This window comes from Flavobacterium tructae (assembly GCF_002217475.1).
GTDB lineage: Bacteria > Bacteroidota > Bacteroidia > Flavobacteriales > Flavobacteriaceae > Flavobacterium > Flavobacterium tructae.
In genome coordinates, this window is sequence record NZ_MUHH01000036.1 from 40770 (window position 1) to 62685 (window position 21916).

At 34.0% G+C, this 21916-nt stretch carries 21 protein-coding genes; 13 read left to right on the plus strand and 8 right to left on the minus strand.

The features are described 5' to 3' along the window. Positions 1–28: 28 nt before the first annotated feature. From B0A80_RS16410 to B0A80_RS16430, 5 genes are all read right to left on the minus strand, one after another. Positions 29–1168, minus strand: a complete 1140-nt coding sequence (locus B0A80_RS16410) for an aspartate aminotransferase family protein (protein ID WP_089077982.1) — start codon at positions 1166–1168, stop codon at positions 29–31. Positions 1169–1312: 144 nt separating this feature from the next. After that, on the minus strand, positions 1313–2290 hold the full coding sequence (argC, locus tag B0A80_RS16415) for an N-acetyl-gamma-glutamyl-phosphate reductase (RefSeq protein ID WP_089077983.1): 978 nt from the start codon (positions 2288–2290) through the stop codon (positions 1313–1315). Further along, positions 2283–3476: an argininosuccinate synthase gene (locus B0A80_RS16420; protein WP_089077984.1), complete on the minus strand. Its 1194-nt coding sequence runs from the start codon at positions 3474–3476 to the stop codon at positions 2283–2285. Before B0A80_RS16420 ends, argC begins: the two co-directional genes overlap by 8 nt. A gap of 66 nt (positions 3477–3542) precedes the next feature. Continuing rightward, positions 3543–4184, minus strand: coding sequence for a GNAT family N-acetyltransferase (locus tag B0A80_RS16425; protein WP_017497103.1), 642 nt, complete (start codon positions 4182–4184; stop codon positions 3543–3545). 468 nt (positions 4185–4652) lie between these two features. Then, positions 4653–6923: a M1 family metallopeptidase gene (locus tag B0A80_RS16430; RefSeq protein WP_089077985.1), complete on the minus strand. Its 2271-nt coding sequence runs from the start codon at positions 6921–6923 to the stop codon at positions 4653–4655. Positions 6924–7109: 186 nt separating this feature from the next. On the opposite strand from B0A80_RS16430, the gene B0A80_RS16435 reads away from it, so the two are divergent. The 3 genes from B0A80_RS16435 to B0A80_RS16445 all read left to right on the plus strand — a co-directional run bounded on the left by B0A80_RS16435 (position 7110) and on the right by B0A80_RS16445 (position 9211). Further along, positions 7110–7961 (plus strand): aldose 1-epimerase family protein, encoded by an 852-nt coding sequence (locus B0A80_RS16435; protein WP_089078014.1) that lies wholly within the window; start codon positions 7110–7112, stop codon positions 7959–7961. A gap of 11 nt (positions 7962–7972) precedes the next feature. After that, complete coding sequence (locus B0A80_RS16440; RefSeq protein WP_017497107.1) at positions 7973–8530, plus strand: GNAT family N-acetyltransferase; 558 nt, start codon at positions 7973–7975, stop codon at positions 8528–8530. Positions 8531–8656: 126 nt separating this feature from the next. Further along, entirely contained in the window at positions 8657–9211 is a 555-nt protein-coding gene (locus tag B0A80_RS16445; RefSeq protein WP_089077986.1) for a DUF3575 domain-containing protein, read from the plus strand. Position 9212: 1 nt separating this feature from the next. Here B0A80_RS16445 and B0A80_RS16450 read toward each other — a convergent pair whose 3' ends face one another. Both B0A80_RS16450 and B0A80_RS16455 read right to left on the minus strand, forming a co-directional pair. Further along, positions 9213–9440 carry a VF530 family protein gene (locus B0A80_RS16450; protein WP_089077987.1) on the minus strand — a complete coding sequence of 76 codons (228 nt, stop codon included), beginning with the start codon at positions 9438–9440 and terminating at the stop codon, positions 9213–9215. Positions 9441–9544: 104 nt separating this feature from the next. Then, positions 9545–10183, minus strand: coding sequence for a hypothetical protein (locus tag B0A80_RS16455; protein WP_089077988.1), 639 nt, complete (start codon positions 10181–10183; stop codon positions 9545–9547). Positions 10184–10324: 141 nt separating this feature from the next. Here B0A80_RS16455 and smpB point away from each other — a divergent pair, with 141 nt between their 5' ends. Next, entirely contained in the window at positions 10325–10780 is a 456-nt protein-coding gene (gene smpB, locus B0A80_RS16460; protein WP_017497111.1) for an SsrA-binding protein SmpB, read from the plus strand. Between the two features lie 200 nt (positions 10781–10980). Then, complete coding sequence (locus B0A80_RS16465; protein WP_089077989.1) at positions 10981–12030, plus strand: Fic family protein; 1050 nt, start codon at positions 10981–10983, stop codon at positions 12028–12030. Positions 12031–12062: 32 nt separating this feature from the next. Here B0A80_RS16465 and B0A80_RS16470 read toward each other — a convergent pair whose 3' ends face one another. After that, complete coding sequence (locus tag B0A80_RS16470; protein WP_017497113.1) at positions 12063–12704, minus strand: protein-L-isoaspartate(D-aspartate) O-methyltransferase; 642 nt, start codon at positions 12702–12704, stop codon at positions 12063–12065. A 379-nt stretch (positions 12705–13083) separates the two neighbouring features. On the opposite strand from B0A80_RS16470, the gene B0A80_RS16475 reads away from it, so the two are divergent. The 8 genes from B0A80_RS16475 to B0A80_RS16510 all read left to right on the plus strand — a co-directional run bounded on the left by B0A80_RS16475 (position 13084) and on the right by B0A80_RS16510 (position 21886). Next, positions 13084–15267 carry a prolyl oligopeptidase family serine peptidase gene (locus B0A80_RS16475; protein ID WP_089077990.1) on the plus strand — a complete coding sequence of 728 codons (2184 nt, stop codon included), beginning with the start codon at positions 13084–13086 and terminating at the stop codon, positions 15265–15267. A 253-nt stretch (positions 15268–15520) separates the two neighbouring features. After that, the gene (locus tag B0A80_RS16480; protein WP_089077991.1) at positions 15521–16594 is read left to right on the plus strand and encodes a sensor histidine kinase; all 1074 of its coding nucleotides are present in this window, start codon (positions 15521–15523) and stop codon (positions 16592–16594) included. A 2-nt stretch (positions 16595–16596) separates the two neighbouring features. Then, a complete protein-coding gene (locus B0A80_RS16485; RefSeq protein ID WP_070908526.1) occupies positions 16597–17319 on the plus strand; it encodes a LytR/AlgR family response regulator transcription factor in 723 nt (240 codons plus the stop codon). A gap of 94 nt (positions 17320–17413) precedes the next feature. Next, positions 17414–18379, plus strand: coding sequence for a Gfo/Idh/MocA family protein (locus B0A80_RS16490; RefSeq protein WP_089077992.1), 966 nt, complete (start codon positions 17414–17416; stop codon positions 18377–18379). 92 nt (positions 18380–18471) lie between these two features. Continuing rightward, positions 18472–19365 carry a 3-hydroxyacyl-CoA dehydrogenase family protein gene (locus B0A80_RS16495; RefSeq protein WP_089077993.1) on the plus strand — a complete coding sequence of 298 codons (894 nt, stop codon included), beginning with the start codon at positions 18472–18474 and terminating at the stop codon, positions 19363–19365. A 12-nt stretch (positions 19366–19377) separates the two neighbouring features. Further along, complete coding sequence (locus tag B0A80_RS16500) at positions 19378–20037, plus strand: YggS family pyridoxal phosphate-dependent enzyme (RefSeq protein ID WP_089077994.1); 660 nt, start codon at positions 19378–19380, stop codon at positions 20035–20037. Positions 20038–20078: 41 nt separating this feature from the next. Further along, on the plus strand, positions 20079–20426 hold the full coding sequence (locus B0A80_RS16505) for a four helix bundle protein (protein WP_089077995.1): 348 nt from the start codon (positions 20079–20081) through the stop codon (positions 20424–20426). Between the two features lie 98 nt (positions 20427–20524). After that, the gene (locus B0A80_RS16510; protein ID WP_089077996.1) at positions 20525–21886 is read left to right on the plus strand and encodes an exonuclease domain-containing protein; all 1362 of its coding nucleotides are present in this window, start codon (positions 20525–20527) and stop codon (positions 21884–21886) included. Positions 21887–21916: the final 30 nt, after the last annotated feature.

Genomic DNA, 21916 nt, shown 5'->3' on the forward strand with positions numbered 1-21916 from the left:
TCAACAGTATTATGTATATGGGTAAACTTTAATTTTTAAGTTCTTCCAAACTTTCTTTTAAAGCTGCAATGAAAGTATCAATATCTGATTTCTTTACTGTTAATGGAGGAAGAATTCTTAACAGATTTTTATTGTTGGCACTTCCGGTGAAAATATGTTTTTCGATGATTAGTTTTTTCCTTAAAGCTGCTACATCAAAATCAAACTCTACTCCAAGCATCAAACCTTTTCCTTTTACTTTTTTAATTCCTTCAACTTCTTTAATTTTTTCTAAGAAATAAGCCGAAACTTCGTTTACATTCTTCTGTAGATCCAATTTTTCAATTACATCCAGCACTGCAATTCCGGCAGCACATGATAAATGACTACCTCCAAAAGTGGTTCCCAACAATCCGAAACTTGCTTCAAATTTTGGAGAGATTAAAATAGCTCCAACCGGAAAACCATTCCCCATTCCTTTGGCAACAGAAATAATATCAGCGTTGATTCCGTGATGTTGAAAGGCAAAGAATTTTCCGCTTCTTCCATATCCTGACTGTACTTCGTCTAAAATCAAAACCACATCGTACTTTTTACAGGCTTTTTCCAGGGCCTGAAAAAATTCAGTTGTTCCCTCGTCTAAACCTCCAACTCCCTGAATTCCTTCAATAATTACTGCTGTAACATCACCTTTTGCAAGTTCTTCTTCAACTAATTCGATTTGATTTAAGGGTAAAAAAGTAACTTCCTGTTGCGCATTTATTGGCGCAACAATTTTTTTATTATCGGTAACAGCAACTGCTGCAGAGGTTCTTCCGTGAAAAGAATTATCAAAAGCTACCACTCTTGATTTTCCGTTATGAAAAGAGGCTAATTTCAAAGCATTTTCGTTTGCTTCAGCACCTGAACTGCATAAAAACAATTCATAATCTTCTAATCCGGAAAGCTTTCCTAATTTCTGCGCCAATTCTACCTGTAACGGATTCTGAATCGCGTTAGAATAAAATCCTAAGTGATCTAATTGATCTTTTAATTTAGCTACATAATCCGGTTGTGTATGGCCAATCGAAATTACGCCATGTCCGCTGTATAAATCTAAGTATTCTACTCCTTTGTCATCTACAATTGTACAATCTATAGCTTTAACCGGAGTGATGTCGTATAATGGATAAACGTTGAATAAGTTCATTTTTTTTGTTTATTTTGTTTCATGTTTCATGTTTCAGGTTGCTCGCTAAACGTTAAACCTGGAACTTCAACCTGAACTTGATTTGAGTTTCAAATCTCAAGTTACGTATAGAACGTGAAACCTGAAACTTGAAACAAATTTTTCCTAAAATCCGCTTGGTTTCAATTTTAAACCGGTGGTTTCTTCTAATCCGAACATTAAATTCATGTTTTGAATGGCTTGTCCCGAAGCACCTTTGGTTAAATTATCAATAATTGAGGTGATCAGAATCCGGTTTCCTTTTTTCATTAAACTAATGATACATTTGTTAGTTTGAACGACTTGTTTCATATTGATGTTTGTCGTTGTTATGGTAACAAAAGGCTCATTTTTATAGAATTCTTCGTATCTGGTCACTGTTTGTTCCAGACTCTCGTCAGAAATTGTATATAAGGTGGCAAAAATTCCTCTTGGAAAATCTCCTCTGTTTGGAATAAAAAGTAATTCACTTTCAAAATCATCTTGTAACTGAACCAAACTTTCTCCAATTTCTCCCAAATGCTGGTGTTCAAAAGCTTTGTAATGTGACATATTGTTGTTTCTCCAGCTAAAATGGGACGTTTCTGAAAGTCCTACTCCGGCTCCGGTACTTCCGGTTGTTGCATTAATATGTACATCATTAAGCAATAAATCACTGTTTGCCAAAGGCAGTAAAGCCAATTGGATCGCTGTGGCAAAACAACCCGGATTTGCAATATAATTTGCCTTTTTGATCGCTGATTTATTCAATTCCGGAAGACCATAAACAAAATCTTTTCCTTCAAAATGGGCATCTTTGTTCAATCTGAAATCATTTCCTAGGTCGATGATTTTCGTGTGGCTTGCAAACTGATTCTCTTTCAAAAACGAAATAGATTTTCCGTGACCAAGACATAAAAACACCACGTTTACATTCGGATTAACCACATCTGTAAAGTTCATTTCGATATCTCCCATCAAATCCTGATGTGCCACAGAAAGCGGTTTTCCCGAATTGGTTGTACTGTAAACAAAATCAATGTTTACTTTGGGATGATTCATTAAGATTCTGATGAGCTCTCCGGCTGTATAGCCTGAGCCACCAATTATTCCGATATTAATCATGATCTAAATGGTTTACAGATGAAAATATGTTTTGAGCATTACCTAAAATCTTAATAAATCCTTTTGCATCGTCAGATGTCCACGCATTATTCATTTCTCCATACTGACCAAAACCTGTATTCATTAAATCATTTTTAGATTCAATTCCGTCAAGTGAAAAATGATATGGTTTTAATGAAACTGTTACGATTCCATTCACTGTTTTCTGTGTGTCCTGCAAAAAGGTTTCGATATTACGCATTACCGGATCTAAAAACTGCCCTTCGTGAAATAACATTCCGTACCAGTTTCCTAATTGTTCTTTCCAGTATTGCTGCCATTTACCAAGTGTATGTTTCTCCAATAAATGGTGAGCTTTGATGATAATTAAAGGTGCGGCAGCTTCAAAACCAACTCTTCCTTTAATTCCGATAATGGTATCACCTACGTGAATATCTCTCCCGATAGCATACGCATTTGCCAGCTTTTCAAGTTTGACAATATTTTTTTCAGGAACATCTTTTTTACCGTTTAAGGCTACTAATTCTCCCTGCTCAAAATGCAAAGTCACTTTTTCTTCTCCTTCTTTTTGCAATTGCGAAGGATAAGCTTCACTTGGCAAAGGCTCACTTGATGTTAAGGTTTCTTTACCTCCAACACTTGTTCCCCAAAGTCCTTTGTTAATTGAATATTGTGCTTTCTCCCAAGAATAATGCACTCCATTTTTAGATAAATAATCTACTTCTTCTTGTCTTGAAAGTTTTAAATCTCTAATTGGAGTAATGATTTCAATTTCAGGAGCAATAGTCTGGAAAATCAAATCGAAACGGATTTGATCATTTCCTGCACCTGTACTTCCATGTGCAATGGCACTTGCTCCAACTTTTTTAGCATATTTGATTGCTTCAATTGCCTGAAAAACACGTTCAGCGCTCACAGATAAAGGATAGGTGTTGTTTTTTAACACATTTCCGAAAATCAAATATTTTATAGCTTTGTCATAATATTTGTCTACAATTGTTAGGTTTGCATGTTGTGCACTTCCTAACTCATACGCTCTCTTTTCGATAGCTGACAATTCTTCTTCATCAAATCCTCCTGTATCTACCAGAACCGTATGAACTTCGTATCCTTTTTCATTTTTTAAATATTTCAAACAATACGAGGTATCTAATCCTCCACTATAAGCTAATACAACTTTTTTCATTTTTTATAATTTAGGCCAATACTTTCGTATTTAGCAAGTTTGAGATTCTAATTTTTAGTTTAATTTTTAAGATAAGAACCCGAAAAACAATGTTTTATTCAGGAACAAAGCTTGTTTGATTTTTTTCAATCTGCTTAAAACGGCTACGTTAAATGGGTGTTTTGGCGGATCTTTTTGTTTGTCTTTCGGATCATGCAACATCCCTGTACAAAGACACATTTTGTTTTCTTTACTTTTTAAAATTTCGTAATTCGTGCAGGTTTTACAGCCAGCCCAAAAACTTGGATCGGTAGTCAGTTCAGAAAAAGGTACAGGTTTATATCCTAAGTCAGAATTTATTTTCATAACCGCCAAACCTGTTGTAATTCCAAATATCTTGGCATCAGGATATCTTTCAAGAGAGTAATCGAAAACTTTTGATTTGATTTTTTTGGCTAAGCCTAAACTTCTGTAATCCGGATGCACAATTAAGCCGGAATGAGCAACAAACTTTCCGTGCTCCCAACTTTCGATGTAACAAAAACCTGCAAATTTTCCGTCTGCCAAAGCAATCATCGCATCACCATTTGACATTTTTTTCTGAATGTATTCAGGAGTTCTTTTAGCAATCCCGGTGCCTCTTAATAAGGCTGATGATTCTATTGTATCGCAAATTTCCTGTGCGAATTTGAAGTGTTCTTCCTGAGTAACAACAATAGAGATTTTCATTTCAATAGTTGAAGTTAGAGTTAAAAATTAAAACGTATTGTTTAGTTTGAAATCCTGAATTCAATCCAATAAAAATAAGCAAAATAGAAGTAACATTCTCAAAATCAAAAACTTGATTAAGAAAATTTAAAAAATAATATATACTTTTAGGATATGTTTGTCCAATGGACAAATGATGTGATTTCAAAATGAAAAATGAATATAAATAAATACGCGGCGAAAAACTCTGTGGATACTATAGAGATAGTGTCCGTACTTCGGGAGAAGTTACAGCTGAGTTTGTCCGTGACAAAGAAGTTATATGTAAACTTATTTTATTCATCGACTGCAAAAGTACACTATTTTTTTATTTACAAAACAAAAAAATAAAATTCTAACATTTTTTTTACAGAATGTTAATATTGGTCCATAAAAAACCCGATAGTTCAAAATAACTATCGGGTTCTTAAGTATTTACTTTTTTATCTTTTAATTTTTAGTAAACGGTATTGCATTACCGTTGCTCAAAATAATCATATCAAAACCTGTTTTAGCCTCATTAAATTTGAACTTTAGTCCGGCTTCAGCTGATTGAAAGACATCTTTTTCATTTTCTACCGCCTTAACTGTAAACTTCGGATAATTTGTTATCAGAACATTCAATACATTATTCTTTTCTGTAAAATCAATTTTCAAAGGAGCTTTTGAAGTCGAATATGTTCCTAAATAACCATCTAAAACTACATCTTTTTCTATTTTACCGTTACTGGCTGTCCAAACATTATTAGCTTGATTATTGTCTGGAAAAACATTATCCGGATCAAGCGTGATACTTTCTATTTCTTCAGTAGAATTGTGTTTAAATGTCCAAACATTGTTACGTTGCCATACTTCAACAGGCAATTTAACTCTTGTCACTTTCCCACTTTTTGTTTTCACATCTAAAATAACCGGCATAGGCATTTTATCAAAATTTTCAACTGTGATTGCAACTCCTTTTGACGGATCATTTTTTATGTACTTAATTGAATTGATCCCCTGATTAAAGCGCCAATTGTTTACAAACCAGCTTCTCCAGAACCAGCTTAAATCTTCACCTGCAACATTTTCCATTGATCGGAAGAAATCATCCGGCTGAGGATGTTTATAAGCCCAACGCTCTATGTAAGTACGGAAAGCAAGATCAAAACGCTCTTTTCCTAAAATCTGCTCTCTTAAAATTACCAAACCTGAACTTGGCTTAAAATAACACAGCATCCCAATATTAGCCTCTTTCATATTATCAGGAGAACTCATTATCGTTTCCAGATCCGGTCTTGTGAACGGCTCTGCTAATTTGTGCAAATTCGATGGCGCTTCTTTATATTCGCCTTTATTAAATTCCTCAGTGCTTAATGAATTAATAAAAGTATTAAATCCTTCATCCATCCAGGCGAATAATCTTTCGTTTGAACCTACAATCATAGGAAACCAGATATGCCCAAATTCATGATCGGTTACCCCCCATAAATCTTGTCCTTTTGACTCCCAGCTGCAAAAAACAATTCCCGGATATTCCATTCCGCCTTCGTTTCCTGCAACGTTTGTGGCTACTGGATAAGGATATTCGAACCATTTTTTAGAATAGTGCTCAATCGATGCTTTTACATATTCAGTGGAACGTCCGTAAGCTTCATTTCCGCCACTTTCTACCGGATAAGCTGATAAAGCGAGTGCTTTTTTACCACTAGGCAGATTAATTTTGGCACCGTCTAAAACAAAAGCTGCTGAAGAAGCCCATGAAAAATCACGAGCATTTTTTATTTGATAATGCCATGTTTTCTCTCCTGTTGTTTTTGAATTTGCCGTAGCAGCAACTTCTTCAGCAGAACGAATTGTTACGGTTTTGTCGCTCTGACCAGCTTCTTTATAGCGTTTAAGCTGTTCTGCCGGTAATACTTCTGCACCGTTTATCAATTCTCCTGATCCTACAACATAATGATTTGCAGGTACCGTTAACTTTACATCAAAATTTCCATATTCTAAATAAAACTCTGATGCCCCCAAGTAAGGGGCAGTATTCCATCCTTTTACGTCATCGTACACACACATACGCGGATACCATTGCGCAATCGTAAAAATTTTACCGTTTTTAGTTTCCAAAACTCCCATTCTGTCTGATCCTTCAAAAGGTGCAACGAACGAAAACTCAATTTTAATTTTTACAGCTCCTCCTTTTGATGCCAATATTTCCGGAAGAAATATCTGCATTCTGGTATCTGTAACTATATATTTTGCTTCAATTTCAGTCTTTTTCTTTCCACCTGAAATTACTTTAACCGATTTAATTTTGTTTCCTCCGTCAAAAACCTGTCCCTGAGCACCGTTACGACTTCCTGAAAGCGGCACCACCGCATTTCCTCTTGAATCATTTTTGAATAAATTCTGATCTAAATTCAACCATACAAATGACATTTTTTCCGGACTATTATTGGTATAGGTAATTTCATCTGTACCGGTAATTTCATTCGTAATTCCGTTTAATTTTGCCGTAATCTGATAATCGGCTCTGTTTTGCCAATATTCAACTCCCGGCTGACCGTTTGCAGAGCGCGTTGGTGTTCCGTTTTTGGTATAGAAATTTGGTCCAAACGCATCGTGGTAATCGTAATTGTTAACAGGATTTACTACTGTTGCAGGAGGTGTTTGCTGTGCCCAGACAGAAGAAACTCCAACAAACAAAGCCATGGTTAATAAGGCTTTTGAGGATTGTTTTTTCATAATTTTTAGCTGTTTATGTAGCAAATTAATGAAAAAAAAAGCTATTTACAGAGAAATTATAAAACGTAAATTCAATTTTAGCAAAATTTTATGCAAAAAATATTTTAAGCCATTTTCCTAAAAAAATAAAATTTATAAAATATATTTACATCAGTATATCAGTAATCTTTTTCAATGTCAAACACTTTGAACACAACTATCAACAATTCAGCTATAAGCGTCTCAATAAAACATTCCGGAGCAGAATTATTTTCATTAAAAGACAATCAAAATAAAGAATACATCTGGGAGGGCAATCCAGACTTTTGGGGTAAACATTCTCCGGTACTTTTTCCTATTGTAGGAACCCTTAAAAACAATACTTATACAATCGACGAAAAAGCATACCAGCTACCAAGACACGGTTTTGCACGTGATATGAACTTTGAATTGATCGAAAAGACTGAAAATACAGCAATCTTCTCTTTAAAATCAAATGCCGAAACATTAGAAAAATATCCTTTTGAATTTGAACTACAGCTTATTTACAGCGTTGAAAACACAACTTTGAATATTGAATATAAAGTAATCAATACAGGAAAAAGCAAAATGCCATTTTCGATTGGAGCTCACCCTGCAATAGCTCTACCGGGAGATTTTAAAAATTATGCTTTCCAATTCGAAAAACAAGAAGTTTTAAAATATTATCTCTTAGAGAATGATTTGATTTCTAATCAAACAGAAACCTTGAAAAATGAAAATGGATTAATTCCGTTTGACTATCAATTATTCGAAAACGATGCATTAATTTTTAAAACCCTGGAATCAAAATCGCTAATACTGCTTCAAAACTCCAAACCCTATGTCAAAGTAGATTTTGAAGATTTCCCTAGTTTAGGAATCTGGACAAAACCACAAGCTCCTTTTATTTGTATAGAACCCTGGCTTGGATACTCTGACACTGCTGAAAATTCGGGAAATTTATTCGAAAAAGAAGGAATTTTAGTTCTCGAAGCTAATCAAAACTTTAATTCAAAATTTAGTATCTCAATATTATAATCTACAAAAAAATGCTGGAATTTAATTTTACTCCCTTCCCTGTAATCGAAACAGAACGTTTGCTTTTACGAAGAATCACAAATGACGACGTTAATGAAGTTTTCGAGTTGCGTTCAAATCCTGAAACGATGAAATTCATCCCTCGTCCCTTAGTTAAAGATTCTGAAGATGCCTTAGCACATATTAAGATGATTGAAGACAAAATTGTCGCAAATGAAGGAATCAATTGGGGAATTACGCTAAAAGACAACCCAAAATTATTGGGAATCATTGGCTATTACAGAATGCAGCCAGAGCATCATCGTGCTGAAATTGGATATATTTTACTACCGGAATTTCACGGAAAAGGAATCATCCCGGAATCAGTAAACGGATTGATCACTTATGGTTTTGAAGAATTAAAATTACATTCGATTGAAGCAGTAATTGACCCTGAAAATTATGCCTCTGAAAAAGTATTACAAAAGTGCGGCTTTGTAAAAGAAGGGCATTTTAAAGAATGTGAATTTTATGACGGCAAGTTCATCGATAGCGTAATCTACTCATTATTAAGCAATAAAAAACAATAGCTTTTTTTGAAAAAAAATATTCCTGTTAAATTAATGGTTCCGGATAATAGTAACTATTGGTTTGCGTTATATTTGCAGTCGAAATAAGAAAAAAGAGCTTATTTCGACATCACGAAAGCCCTTTTTATGAAAAAAATATTTATTGCCCTTGTTCTTTTCTTTTCGATTCAGTCTCAAAGTCAAACTTTTATCAAGTTTAATGCCGCAACCGCTTTATTGGCAGTGCCAAATGTTGGAGTTGAAACCAGTATTGGGAAAAATCTAACTTTTAGTGTTGACGTAATGGCGTCATTTTGGGAGTCTTTTAACGGACATAGCCCAATGAAACTCTACACACTAACACCTGAACTTCGTTATCATTTTAAAGAAAACTATAAAGGTTTTTATGTGGGTGGCCATGCAGGACCAGATATTTACCAAATTCAAAAATGGAATTACTGGGATACTAATAAATATGAACATGGTTTTGGTTACCGCTTAGGAGTTACTGTTGGGTATAACATTAAACTAAATGATAAATTTTTACTGGATATTTTTGCAGGAGGTGGATGGCACCAAGGTTTTTACCACGGTTATTACAACGATGGAACTCCGGGTAGATATGAAAAAGCACAAAACTGGAACAAAAGTGGCGAATGGCTTCCCTACCGCGGAGGTGTTATGATTTCTTATAAATTGTAAACTACTTTGCTAATTTAGACAATGTTTTTACATATAAGTTTTCAACTTTTTTTCTTGCCCAATCGGTTTTTCTTAAAAAAGTCAAGCTTGATTTTACACTTGGATTTGAAACAAAGCACTTTATCGGAATTAATTCCGCCAGAGTATCAAAACCATAGTATTCTACTAATGCTTCTACAATTTTCTGAAGCGTTATACCATGTAAAGGATCTTTCGATTGATTTTGCATTTTATACTTTTAAATAATCTTACTAAAAGACCGTACTTTTTGAAAGTACGGTCTTTTTTTTTTACAAAACTAGTAAATTAATTTACATCTATTTCATCGTCTTTTTAAAAGAGAAACTTAAACCCAAAAGAAAGTGGAGAAGTCAAATTTGGCCTGCTTCCTGCCAAAGCTGTATTATAAAAAGGGTCAACATTTGCAACATGTGCCAGTCCAAAATTGGTTACTGTGGTTTTCTCACCATTTTTTGGATCTAATGTCGTAGACGTAAAGTTTGCCAGATCGTATGAAAACTCAACCGAGAAATTTTTACTAATAAAATAATCAAACCCTCCTGAAACTGATAAGCCATATTGACTAATCTTCAAATCACTTTCTTTCTCTTTTCCTGTGATAATAGGAGCTGCTACCTGTCCGAAGAAATATAGCGAACCTGCTACATTCCAGTATTTTCTAGCCAACGGCTGAATAACAAGCAAATCTGTTTTTGCTACAGTTCCTGCTTTTGCATCAGCTTTTATATTAATAATACCAAACCCCGTTCCTACTGCAACGGAAGGCGTTACAAATGTTCCCACAATTGGTAATACAGAAAGATTTGTATTTTTAACGTCGCCTGTCTTAGTTTGCTGATATCCAAATTGTGATGTTGCAAACCAGGTCCCTTTTAAACCCTGATTTGTATCCTGTGCTTTTGCTGTTAAACCAATAAATGCAATACTTACTAATGTTAAAATTTTTTTCATGTTTTAGTTTGTTTAAATTATTCAACAAACTTATGTGTAAGTTTTTTCCTTGAATATGATTAAAATCATAGATTGCAAAAAAAGCTTTAATTTTTTCAGATTTTATTAAAGTTTTTCTTTTTTGTTTTACATTTGTACACTATGTTAAAAACAGTCAATATACTTAATAAAAGAGCCCGTTTTGATTATGAAATAATCGACACTTATACAGCGGGAATTGTTTTGTCGGGAACCGAAATTAAATCCATACGTCTAGGTAAAGCTAATATTACTGAAAGCTTTTGTGAATTTAACAACATGGAACTCTTTGCCATTAATACCTATATCGAAGAGTATTCTTTTGGGAATCAATTCAATCATAAATCCAGAAGTGAAAGAAAATTACTTTTGAACAAAAAGGAGCTTAAAACGTTGCATAAAAATGTTCAGGCCAAAGGACTAACTATTGTCCCATTGAAATTATTTACCAACGAAAAAGGACTTGCCAAACTGCAAATAGGTCTTTGTAAAGGAAAGAAAAACTACGACAAACGCGAATCTCTGAAAGAACAGGATACCAAACGTGATTTAGACCGAATCAAAAAAGCATACAACTAAAGAGAACATCTTTCCAAATCAGGATATGTTATCGACCTTGGTCAAACCGTTGATACAATTATGCAAACAGTGGCAAAAGAAATGAAAAAAGACGGTTCACTTCCTCTTAAATAGTATTTTAAAAAGCAATATTTTGATATTGCTTTTTTTTTTACTAAATTTATGACCAAATTTGTCAAGACATTTTAAATAAAATAAAAATGAAATCGCTCCTTAAAAATGCAAGAGAACAAAAAGGTCTAAAAACCCGTGAAGTAGCACAACTACTTGGCATCGATCAGGCTTTAATAAGCAAATTTGAAAGCGGTTCGCGAAAACCAACCAAAGATCAAATTGTTAAGCTGTCTCAACTTCTAGAAATAGACTATGAGACTTTAATGATCGCATGGCTGAAAGAAAAAATTCTATATGAAATTGGTGATAACGAATTTGCTTTAAAAGCGCTTGAAGTTGCAGAGAAAGAAATCAAATACAATAAAACAGTCTCCAAATTAAAATTATCAACCACTTTAGAAAAAATCCTTAGTGAAATAGATGTTTTAAAAGAAAAACTGGATACTTACAGACAGTTCGATAGCTATAAAATTAGTCAGGCACTTGAGCTCGAATATACTTTTGAAAGTAATCGAATTGAAGGAAATACCATGACGCTTCGTGAGACCGATATGGTCATCAACGAAGGCTTGACCATTTCAGGAAAAAGTATGAGAGAACATCTTGAAATCATTAATCATCAGGAAGCTATAGGTTTGATCAAAGATTTAATACAAAAAAACAACAGCTTAAATGAACGCGATCTTTTAGCTATCCATAATTTAATTCTGCGAGGTATAATTCCCGAAGATGCAGGCCGTTATCGAAAAGTGCAAGTCATGATTCAGGGAAGCAGTCACATGCCTCCACAGCCTTTTTTAATTGCAAAGGAAATGGAAGAGTATTTTATTTGGTATGAAATCAACAAAAATAAATTACATCCAGTTATTCTTGCAGCCGAAATACACGAAAGGCTAGTTACTATTCACCCTTTTATCGATGGAAACGGCAGAACCTCCAGATTAGTCATGAATTTAATTTTAATGCAAAAAGGCTATCTGATCGCCAATATAAAAGGAGATTATGAAAACAGAATGCAATACTATCAATCTCTGGAAACCGCTCAAATAAAAAAAGACAAAGAAGATTTTTTATTCTTCATCGCCAAAATCGAAAAAGAAAGTCTGGAGCGTTATATTAGTATTATTGGCCAATAAAACAAAACCCACTATTGCTAGTGGGTTTTATTTTAATTTTTATCTTCTAATAAAGGAACGAATCTAAATTCTCCAAACTCATGTTTTTCGAATTGTGTTTCATTCTTTCGAATCAATAGAGTCATAATCTGAACATCTTCTCCTAACGGAATAACAAGTCTTCCTCCTATTTTAAGCTGTGCCATTAAAGGCTGTGGAATAAACGGAGCTCCGGCAGTAACAATAATACTATCAAAAGGCGCGTAGCTCGGCAACCCTTTATAACCGTCTCCGAAAGACAAGTGTTTTGGACGAATGTTTAATTTTGGAAACAAATTAGAAGTTGTTCTAAACAACTCACTCTGTCTTTCCACACTGTACACTTTTGCTCCCAACATAAACAAAACCGCTGTTTGATACCCCGATCCTGTACCAATTTCTAAAATCTTATGATCTTTTTTAACCTCCAATAATTGCGATTGAAAAGCAACTGTATAAGGTTGCGAAATAGTTTGCCCTGCTCCTATAGGAAATGCCTTATCCTGATATGCATAATCTTCAAAACTTGAATTTAAAAAAAGGTGTCTCGGGATTTTTTTTATCGCATCTAAAACTGCTTTATCAGTAATTCCTTTTTGTTCTAAAGTGCTTACTAATTGATTGCGAAGTCCTTGATGTTTGGCAGTATCTTTCAAAATGGATTGGTTTTATTTTTGCAAAAATAGGAAAGTAAATCAATTTTAAATGCTTTCACGCAGAATGTTTTCAACTCAGAAACTTCTTTCAATTTAATGTAATCAGAACCATTTACCACTCAAATGCTTGTATCAACCGTTCGTCATTTTTTTCAAAATTTTCAGCTGATGTGTTCCTACTTTTGAAACATCAATCAATCAATCAATCAATAAAATTAACCAATAAGTAAAACCAAAATTATGGAAACCCAAAAAGAAGTAAACGTTTACAAAATTGTTAAATCATTTATCGTAGGATTTATAATCGGATTTGCGCTTTATAAATTTATCACTGTAGTCGTACTGAATTAATCTAATCTTCAATCAAAAAATATCAATCATGAAAACCAATACACTTAAAAAGATCGCTTTTCTATCTCTAGGAGTTATTTCGACAGGAAATTTATTTGCACAAAACAAACCCGAAAAAGCACCCTCTGTCCCTGCTAAAGACACTTATTTTGGAATTACGGTGGAAGACAAATACAGAAACCTTGAGGATTTAAAAAATGAACAAACCTTAAGCTGGTTAAAGGCTCAGGCAGATTATACAAACAATATTTTAAACTCAATTCCGGGAAAAAAAACTCTTATTGATGAGTTGACTTCTATAAATGACAGAGTTACCGAAGCGATCAGCGGAACGCAGATTATGGAAGATGGCACTTATTTTTATCAAAAAACAACTCCAAAAGATCAGGTTGCAAAACTGTATAAAAGAGCTGGTTTAAAAGGAAAAGAGACGTTAATCTTTGACCCACAAACGCTAAAAGGTGAAGCAAAAGACATCTTTACTATTAGTTCTTTCTCTCCCAATAAGAGCGGAAAACTAATTGCTGTAAACATTTCCAAAAATGGTGGTGAAATGAGCGAAATGTTTTTAATAAATACAGCCGACAATAAAATTTTGGCGGATAAAATCGACAAGTTAAGATTTGGAAATGCCAATTGGTTAGACGATGACAAATCATTTTTGTACTCACAATCACCAACAGCCGATATTCATGATGCAAAAGCGCAATTGAATATCGTTACAAAACTGCACGTTATAGGAAATGAAATTACAAAGGATAAAGTGATTTTTTCGAAGGCCATCTATCCTGAATTAAAAATTGCAGAAGAAGAAATCCCTATTATGGGTTATGACGTAGACAGCAAGATGCTTTTTCTGATGCCTTATTCTGTAAATCCGAACATGAAAATGTTTATTGCCAAAGGTTCAGAGTTGAAAAGTGCTAAAATTAGCTGGAAATTATTAACGGACAGAAAAGATGAAATTAAAAATTTTGCTTTCAGCGATAAAGACATTTATTTTTTCACAAGTTTAAATGCTCCAAAATTTAAAGTAACAAAAACCAGTATGGCTAATCCAAATTTAGCAACTGCAACACTGGTGATCCCTGAAGACAAAGAAGCCAATTTGAACCCTATTACGATTACCAAAGACGGGATTTTTTATACCAAAACAAAAAACGGAATCGAAAGTAAATTGTTCTTCACTGATTTTGAAGGAAAAAAACACAGTGAAATCAAAACACCAAAAAAATCCGCTACTATTGTTTTAAGCTCAAGAGGAAGTAAGTTTTCAGACTTATGGGTTCGAACAACAGGCTGGACCACCAAAGGAGAGCGTTATAAATACGATGTAAAGAAAAACAATTTTGTCAGAGAAGAGCTCTCCACTATTACTGAATATCCAGAATTTGAAAATTTTGAAATTGAAGAATTAATGGTAAAATCGTATGATGGTGTCGAAGTTCCACTATCCCTTATTTATAAAAAAGGAATCAAAAAAGATGCAAACAATCCTGTTTTATTCTATGGTTATGGTGCCTACGGAATGTCTATGTCTCCTACTTTTAATCCTAGTCTGCTTTTATGGGTAGAAAGAGGCGGAATACTTGCTGTTGCTCACGTAAGAGGCGGTGGAGAATTAGGCGAAAAATGGCATTTGGAAGGTCAAAAAAGCACAAAACCAAATACCTGGAAAGACGTAATTGCCTGTACCGAATATATGATTAAAGAAGGGTATACAAATCCGACAAAAACGGCAATCTACAGCAGAAGCGCCGGTGGAATTCTGGTAGGAAGAGCCATTACTGAAAGACCCGATTTATATGCCGTAGCCATTCCGGGAGTAGGAAGCATGAATACCGTTAGAGGTGAAAATGCACCAAACGGACCTGCAAATACACCTGAATTTGGAACTATGAAAATCGAAGATGAAGCCAAAGCTCTTATAGAAATGGACTCCTATTTACAACTAAAAGAAGGGGTTAAATATCCTGCAACCCTAACAACAGCAGGATTCAATGACCCTAGAATCATTGTTTGGTCACCTGCTAAATTTGCTGCTCGATTGCTTGAGGTAAATGCGTCTAAAAAACCAACTTTGTTAAAAGTCGATTATGAAGCAGGTCATTTTGGCGGAGCTTCAAAAGCAAAATCGTATGAAGAAGTTGCTGATGTTTTAAGCTTTGCACTATGGCAAGTGGGTCACCCGGATTTTCAACCTAAAAATTAGTTATTTAAAATGTAACTTTGGCAATGCTGGTAGCATTGCCAAAGTTTTTAAAACTTAAAATTATGATCAAAATAATTATAGCTTTGACAATTGAAATAAGCAATTTGTTATTTAAAATTTTATCTTAGTGAAATTAACCGCAAAAATTCTGATGACTTTAGTCGTACTATTCTGTCTGCTCTTTTTAGGCGCTTTTATCGCAGGAATGTATTATGGGTACCACACACCGCTAAAGGTAAAATAACTTATAAAAATGTTTCAAAAAAAGAATCACGTTTTCATTTTAGTTCAGATCATTATATGGACTATCTATACAGGAATAATTTTTATTCCTCAAATTATCATTCCGGAATTAAATTTCCTGGGATATAAAAATTGGCAGCTTCTGTTAGACTACTTCTTTAGTGTTTGCGTGCTTACATTAGTTTCGATAGCTTTAAAACATTTTTATGATCGATACATAAAACTGGACGATTTTAAGCTTTGGGAAATTATTAAACTGCTTTTTCTAATTTTCGCCTCTGCCCTTTTTTATTATGGGGCGCTAACCGCGTATAATTATCTAATGATCACTTATGTTTATGAAAACCCGGAAGTTTTTGATCATCCGTCTCAATCCGCAAAAAGACAAGTTTTATTTGTTTTTGTGATGGGATTTCTGTTCTTTCTTTGGATAGTTGTGTACACCATTTACAAAACGACCTCACAAATCAAGAACAATAAAATGGATCGAATGGAAATTGAAAATACTTTAAAAGATTCTCAACTGAATGCTTTAAAAGGGCAAATCAATCCTCATTTTATGTTTAACAGCTTAAATAATATTCGCGGATTAATTCTGGAAAATCCTGAAAAATCAAGAGAAATGATCACTCGATTGTCCGAAATGCTTCGATATTCCCTCACCAAAAACGAGATTACAACAATTGCATTGGAAGAAGAAATTGAAATGGTAGAAAACTTCATTGAAATTTCAAAAATTCAGATGGAAGAACGTTTGAATTTTACTTCTCAAATTGCCCCAAATACTTTACAGCTGCAAATCCCCCCTATGATCATCCAAATGCTGATCGAAAATGCAGCTAAACATGGGATTGCAAAATTAAAAGAAGGAGGTCAAATTGCATTAGAAACCAATATGGAAAACAACAATTTGACCATTGAAGTTTCGAATACAGGTGTACTTACCATTGAAAAAGATTCTACACAACTAGGTATCAAAAATATTGAGAAAAGACTGCATTTAATCTATGGCGAGAAAGCTCGTTTTAAATTGCAGGAAATAGAAAATAAAGTAATTGCAAAAATAACAATTCCAATACTTTAAGTATGAAAAAAATAAAAGCTGTTATTGTTGAAGATTCCCGTCTGGCCAGAAATGAGCTTAAAGAATTAATTAAAAATCATCCGGAAATTGAAATTATTGGAGAAGCAGAAAATGTAGATTCAGGCTTTAAATTAATACAAGAAACCCAACCCGATTTGCTTTTTCTGGATATCAATATGCCCGAAAAAGATGGTTTTGAATTGTTGGAAATGCTTGACAAAGTTCCCATTACAATATTCACAACGGCTTTTGATGAGTACGCTATTAAATCTTTCGAATACAATGCTTTAGATTATTTACTAAAACCTATAAATCCAAAAAGATTTGCGCATTCCATCGAAAAAGTAAGTCAAAATCTAATTGAAAAAGAAGAAAAAAGCAATAAGAAACTGACGCCAAACAATCAGATTTTTATTCGCGATGGCGAAAAATGCTGGCTTGTAAAAATTGCCGATATCTTTCTGTTTGAAGTAGATGGCAATTATACCAAAGTATTCTTTCAGGATGAAAAAGCGGTACTTAATAAATCATTAAACCATATTGAAGAGAAACTTCCTGATGATTATTTCTTCCGGGCCAATCGAAACCAAATTATCAATATAGAATACATACTCAAAATAGACCCTTGGTTTAGTGGTAATCTGCTCGTACAGCTTCCGAAAGAAGTAAAAGTAGAAATATCACGAAGACAAACCAATAACTTTAAAGAGAAGTTAAGTCTGTAAATACATTTAAAATTGTTCAAATAATTTCGACTTTGTCCTAACTAAACTTTTACTTTCAACAAATAAATTATATTTTTGTTTAAAATACATTCTCATGTTAAAAGTAGGAGTTTTAGGTGCAGGTCATCTTGGTAAAATACATTTACGCTTATTACAACAATCTGACCAATACGAATTAGTTGGATTTTACGACGAAAATCAGGAAAATGCCGAAAGAATCTCAAAAGAGTTTGGCTATAAAAACTTCAACACAATTGCAAAATTAATTCACGCTGTGGATGTTATCGACATTGTGACCCCAACTCTTTCACACTACAAATGTGCTAAGGTAGCCATCAAATCAGGAAAACATATCTTTATAGAAAAACCAATTGCCAATACTGTTGAAGAAGCCGAAGAAATCATTGCTTTGGCGGCAGAACACCATGTAAAAGGTCAGGTAGGTCACGTTGAACGCTTTAACCCTGCGTTCATTGCTACAAAAAACATGATCGAAAACCCAATGTTTATAGAAACACACCGTCTCGCCGAGTTCAATCCTCGTGGTACAGACGTTCCTGTTGTTTTGGATTTAATGATTCATGATATTGATGCCATTTTGAGCGTTGTAAACTCAAAAGTAAAAAACATCAATGCAAGTGGTGTTTCTGTAATTAGCGAAACTCCTGATATTGCCAATGCCAGAATCGAATTTGAGAATGGATGTGTGGCTAATCTAACCGCAAGCAGAATTTCGATGAAAAACATGCGTAAAACACGATTTTTTCAAAAAGATGCCTACATTTCTGTAGATTTTCTGGAGAAAAAATGTGAAGTGGTTCGAATGAAAGACGCTCCGGAAATCCCTGGTGATTTTGATATGATTTTACAAAATGCAGAAGGTGTAAAAAAGCAAATCTATTTTACAAATCCTGATGTAGAACAAAATAACGCAATTTTAGATGAGCTGGAATCATTTGCCAATGCGATAAAAACAGACACAACTCCGGTTGTGACCCTGGAACAGGCAACAGATGCATTACGAGTGGCTTATCAGATAATTGATTGTTTCGATAAATAATTTTGGAAGTTTTAAAAAAATAAATTAGCCACGAGTTCATAAATTAATTTGTGAACTCGTGGCTAAAATCATAAATATAATATCAAATTTAAATGAAAACTATAGCTGTAATTGGTGCAGGAACAATGGGTAACGGAATTGCTCATACATTTGCACAAAGTGGTTTTGTGGTAAAACTAATTGACGTTTCTGAAAAATCATTAGACAAAGGAATGGCAACTATTGCTGCCAATTTAGACCGAATGCTTTCTAAAGGAACCATCACTCAGGAAGAAGTTACCAAAACGATCACTAATATTATTACGTATACTGATATTAAAGACGGCGTTGTTGGTGTAGATCTAGTAGTTGAAGCCGCTACTGAAAATGTAGAGTTAAAACTTAATATTTTCAAACAATTAAACGAAGCTTGTTCTCATAACACCATTCTGGCAACGAATACTTCTTCGATATCTATTACTCAAATCGGAGCAGTTGTAGCACATCCTGAAAGAGTTATCGGAATGCACTTTATGAATCCGGTGCCGATTATGAAATTGGTCGAAATCATCCGCGGATACAACACCAGCAATGAAGTTACCAAAACCATCATGGACTTATCTGTAAAATTAGGTAAAGTTCCTGTTGAAGTAAACGATTACCCTGGTTTTGTGGCCAATCGAATTTTAATGCCAATGTTAAACGAAGCTATCGAAACCTTATACAACAAAGTTGCCGGAGTTTACGAAATTGACACGGTAATGAAATTAGGAATGGGACACCCAATGGGGCCTCTTCAATTAGCTGATTTTATTGGTCTTGATGTTTGTCTTGCTATTTTAAATGTAATGTACGACGGTTTCAAAAATCCAAAATACGCCCCTTGCCCACTATTGGTGAATATGGTGAGAGCCGGAAAGTTAGGAGTAAAATCAGGTGAAGGTTTTTATGATTATAGCGAAAGTAAAAAAGCAGAGAAAATCTCCAAGCAATTTATCCTTTCCTAAAAAAGAAATACCATGTCGATAGCATCGAATTTAAATACAATCAAGACAGGTTTACCTGAAAATGTAACTTTAGTTGCCGTTTCTAAAACAAAACCGGTTCCCGATTTAATGCAGGCATATGATGCCGGTCAGCGCATTTTTGGAGAAAATAAAATCCAGGAAATGACTGAAAAATGGGAACAAATGCCAAAAGACATTCAATGGCACATGATTGGTCATGTACAGTCGAATAAAGTCAAATTTATGGCGCCTTTTGTAAGTTTGATTCATGGTGTTGACAGCTTAAAATTGTTGCAGGAAATCAATAAACAAGCATTGAAAAACAATCGAATTATTGATTGCCTGCTTCAAATATATATTGCCGAAGAAGAATCTAAATTTGGTTTAGACGAAAACGAATTAAATGAATTACTATCTTCACCAGAATTCAAAGAACTGAAAAACATTCGTATCTTAGGATTAATGGGAATGGCAACTTTTACAGAAGATCAAAGCCAAATTAAAAAAGAATTTACACATTTAAAATCTATTTTTGATTCCATAAAAGAACTGAAAACTGAAAACTGCAACCTGACTACTGTCTCTATGGGAATGTCCGGAGATTATCAACTCGCAATTGAATGTGGTAGCACCATGGTCCGCATTGGAAGTAGTATTTTTGGAGGAAGATAAGTTCTCAATATCAATGGCAATTTCAAAAATCAATTATATAAATGGAAAAAATATTCAATTTTGAGGATCGATTAGTTCGTTTTGCCGGAGAATGTATTTTCTTTACAAGACAATTAGAGAAGTTATTCGAAAATGAATATTACAAAAATCAATTGATTAGATCATCCGGAAGTGCTTCACTGAATTTTGGAGAAGCACAAGGCTCAATTACAGATAAAGATTTTATTTTTAAACTTTCTTTAGTTGTAAAAGAACTTAAGGAATCCAGAAATTCGCTAAAAATTTTAGATTATATAAAAGAAGGTGATAATAACAAAAGGGACAAACTTCTAATTGAAGTTGAACAACTTATCGCAATTTCATCAAAAATGATAATAAATAAAAGATAATTTTTCAATGACAATTACAATAGCAATTGCAAATTTCAATTTTTAATATTGATTTTTAGCATTGACATTGATTTTTGAAATTGATATTGACATTGAAAATGTACGCAATACTAGACATAGAAACCACTGGAGGCCAGTTTAATGAAGAAGGAATTACCGAAATAGCCATTTACAAATTTGATGGCCACGAGGTAATTGACCAGTTCATTAGCCTTGTCAATCCTGAAATTCCGATTCAGCCCTTCGTGGTGAAATTAACTGGAATCAATAATGCTATGTTGCGGTCTGCTCCTAAATTTTTTGAAGTTGCTAAACGAATTATAGAAATCACTACAGATTGTATAATTGTAGCACACAACGCTTCTTTTGATTACCGAATTTTACGCACAGAATTCAGACGTTTGGGTTACAATTTTGAAGCCAGAACCCTCTGTACAGTCGAACTTGCCAAAAAATTAATTCCGGATCAGCCTTCCTATAGTTTAGGAAAACTGGTGCGAGCACTTGGAATTCCAATGGCAGACAGACATCGTGCCAGCGGAGATGCAATGGCAACTACCAAGCTGTTTAAAATGCTTCTGGAAAAAGACCTGGAAAAAACCATTGTAAAAGATTTTATCAAACTGGAAGTAGAAAAAGGAATTGCTCCAAAATTTCTGGATATTCTGGCACAAATGCCTGCTAAAACCGGTGTTTATTACATTTACAATGAAGGCGGGACTCTAATCTACATTGGAAAAAGCCAAAACATCAAAAAAAGAGTCAATCAACATTTTACGGGAATCACCACCAAAAGCAAAAAAATTCAGGCCGAAGTTTTTACTATCACCTATGATGAAACGGGAAGCGAATTAATTGCGCTCTTAAAAGAAAGTGAAGAAATAAAAATAAATCGTCCCAAATACAATCGTTCACAACGAAAAACGATCTTTCAGTATGCTTTATATGCAGAGAGAGACACTAATGGTTATATCAATTTAAAGCTTGAAAAAGCAGACGGTCGTAAAAAAGAAATTACCTCATTTGGTACTTTGCAGGAAGGCAAAAATGCTCTGTTCAGATTTACGTCAAAATACCATTTATGCCAAAAGCTAACAGGACTTTATCAAACCAAAAAAGAGTGTTTTCAATATAAAATCAAAGAATGTGATGGTGCCTGTATTCAAGAAGTAACGCCTGAAGTTTACAATGCCCGTGTACAACAATTTATCACAGAAAACAGTTTCGAAAATAAAAGCATGATTTTGCTGGACAGAGGCCGAAATGTCAACGAAAGGAGTGCCATTTTAATTGAAAATGGCCTTTATAAAGGATATGCCTTTTACGATCTAAATTATCAGATTACAAACATCGAGATTCTAAAAAATATTTTAATTCCGATGCAGCATAATCGTGATGTGAAAAACATTATTCAGAGTTACCTCCGAAAGAGTAAATCAATAAAGGTTCTTCATTTTTAACACTGCAAAACTTTCCTTATCTTCGTGAGG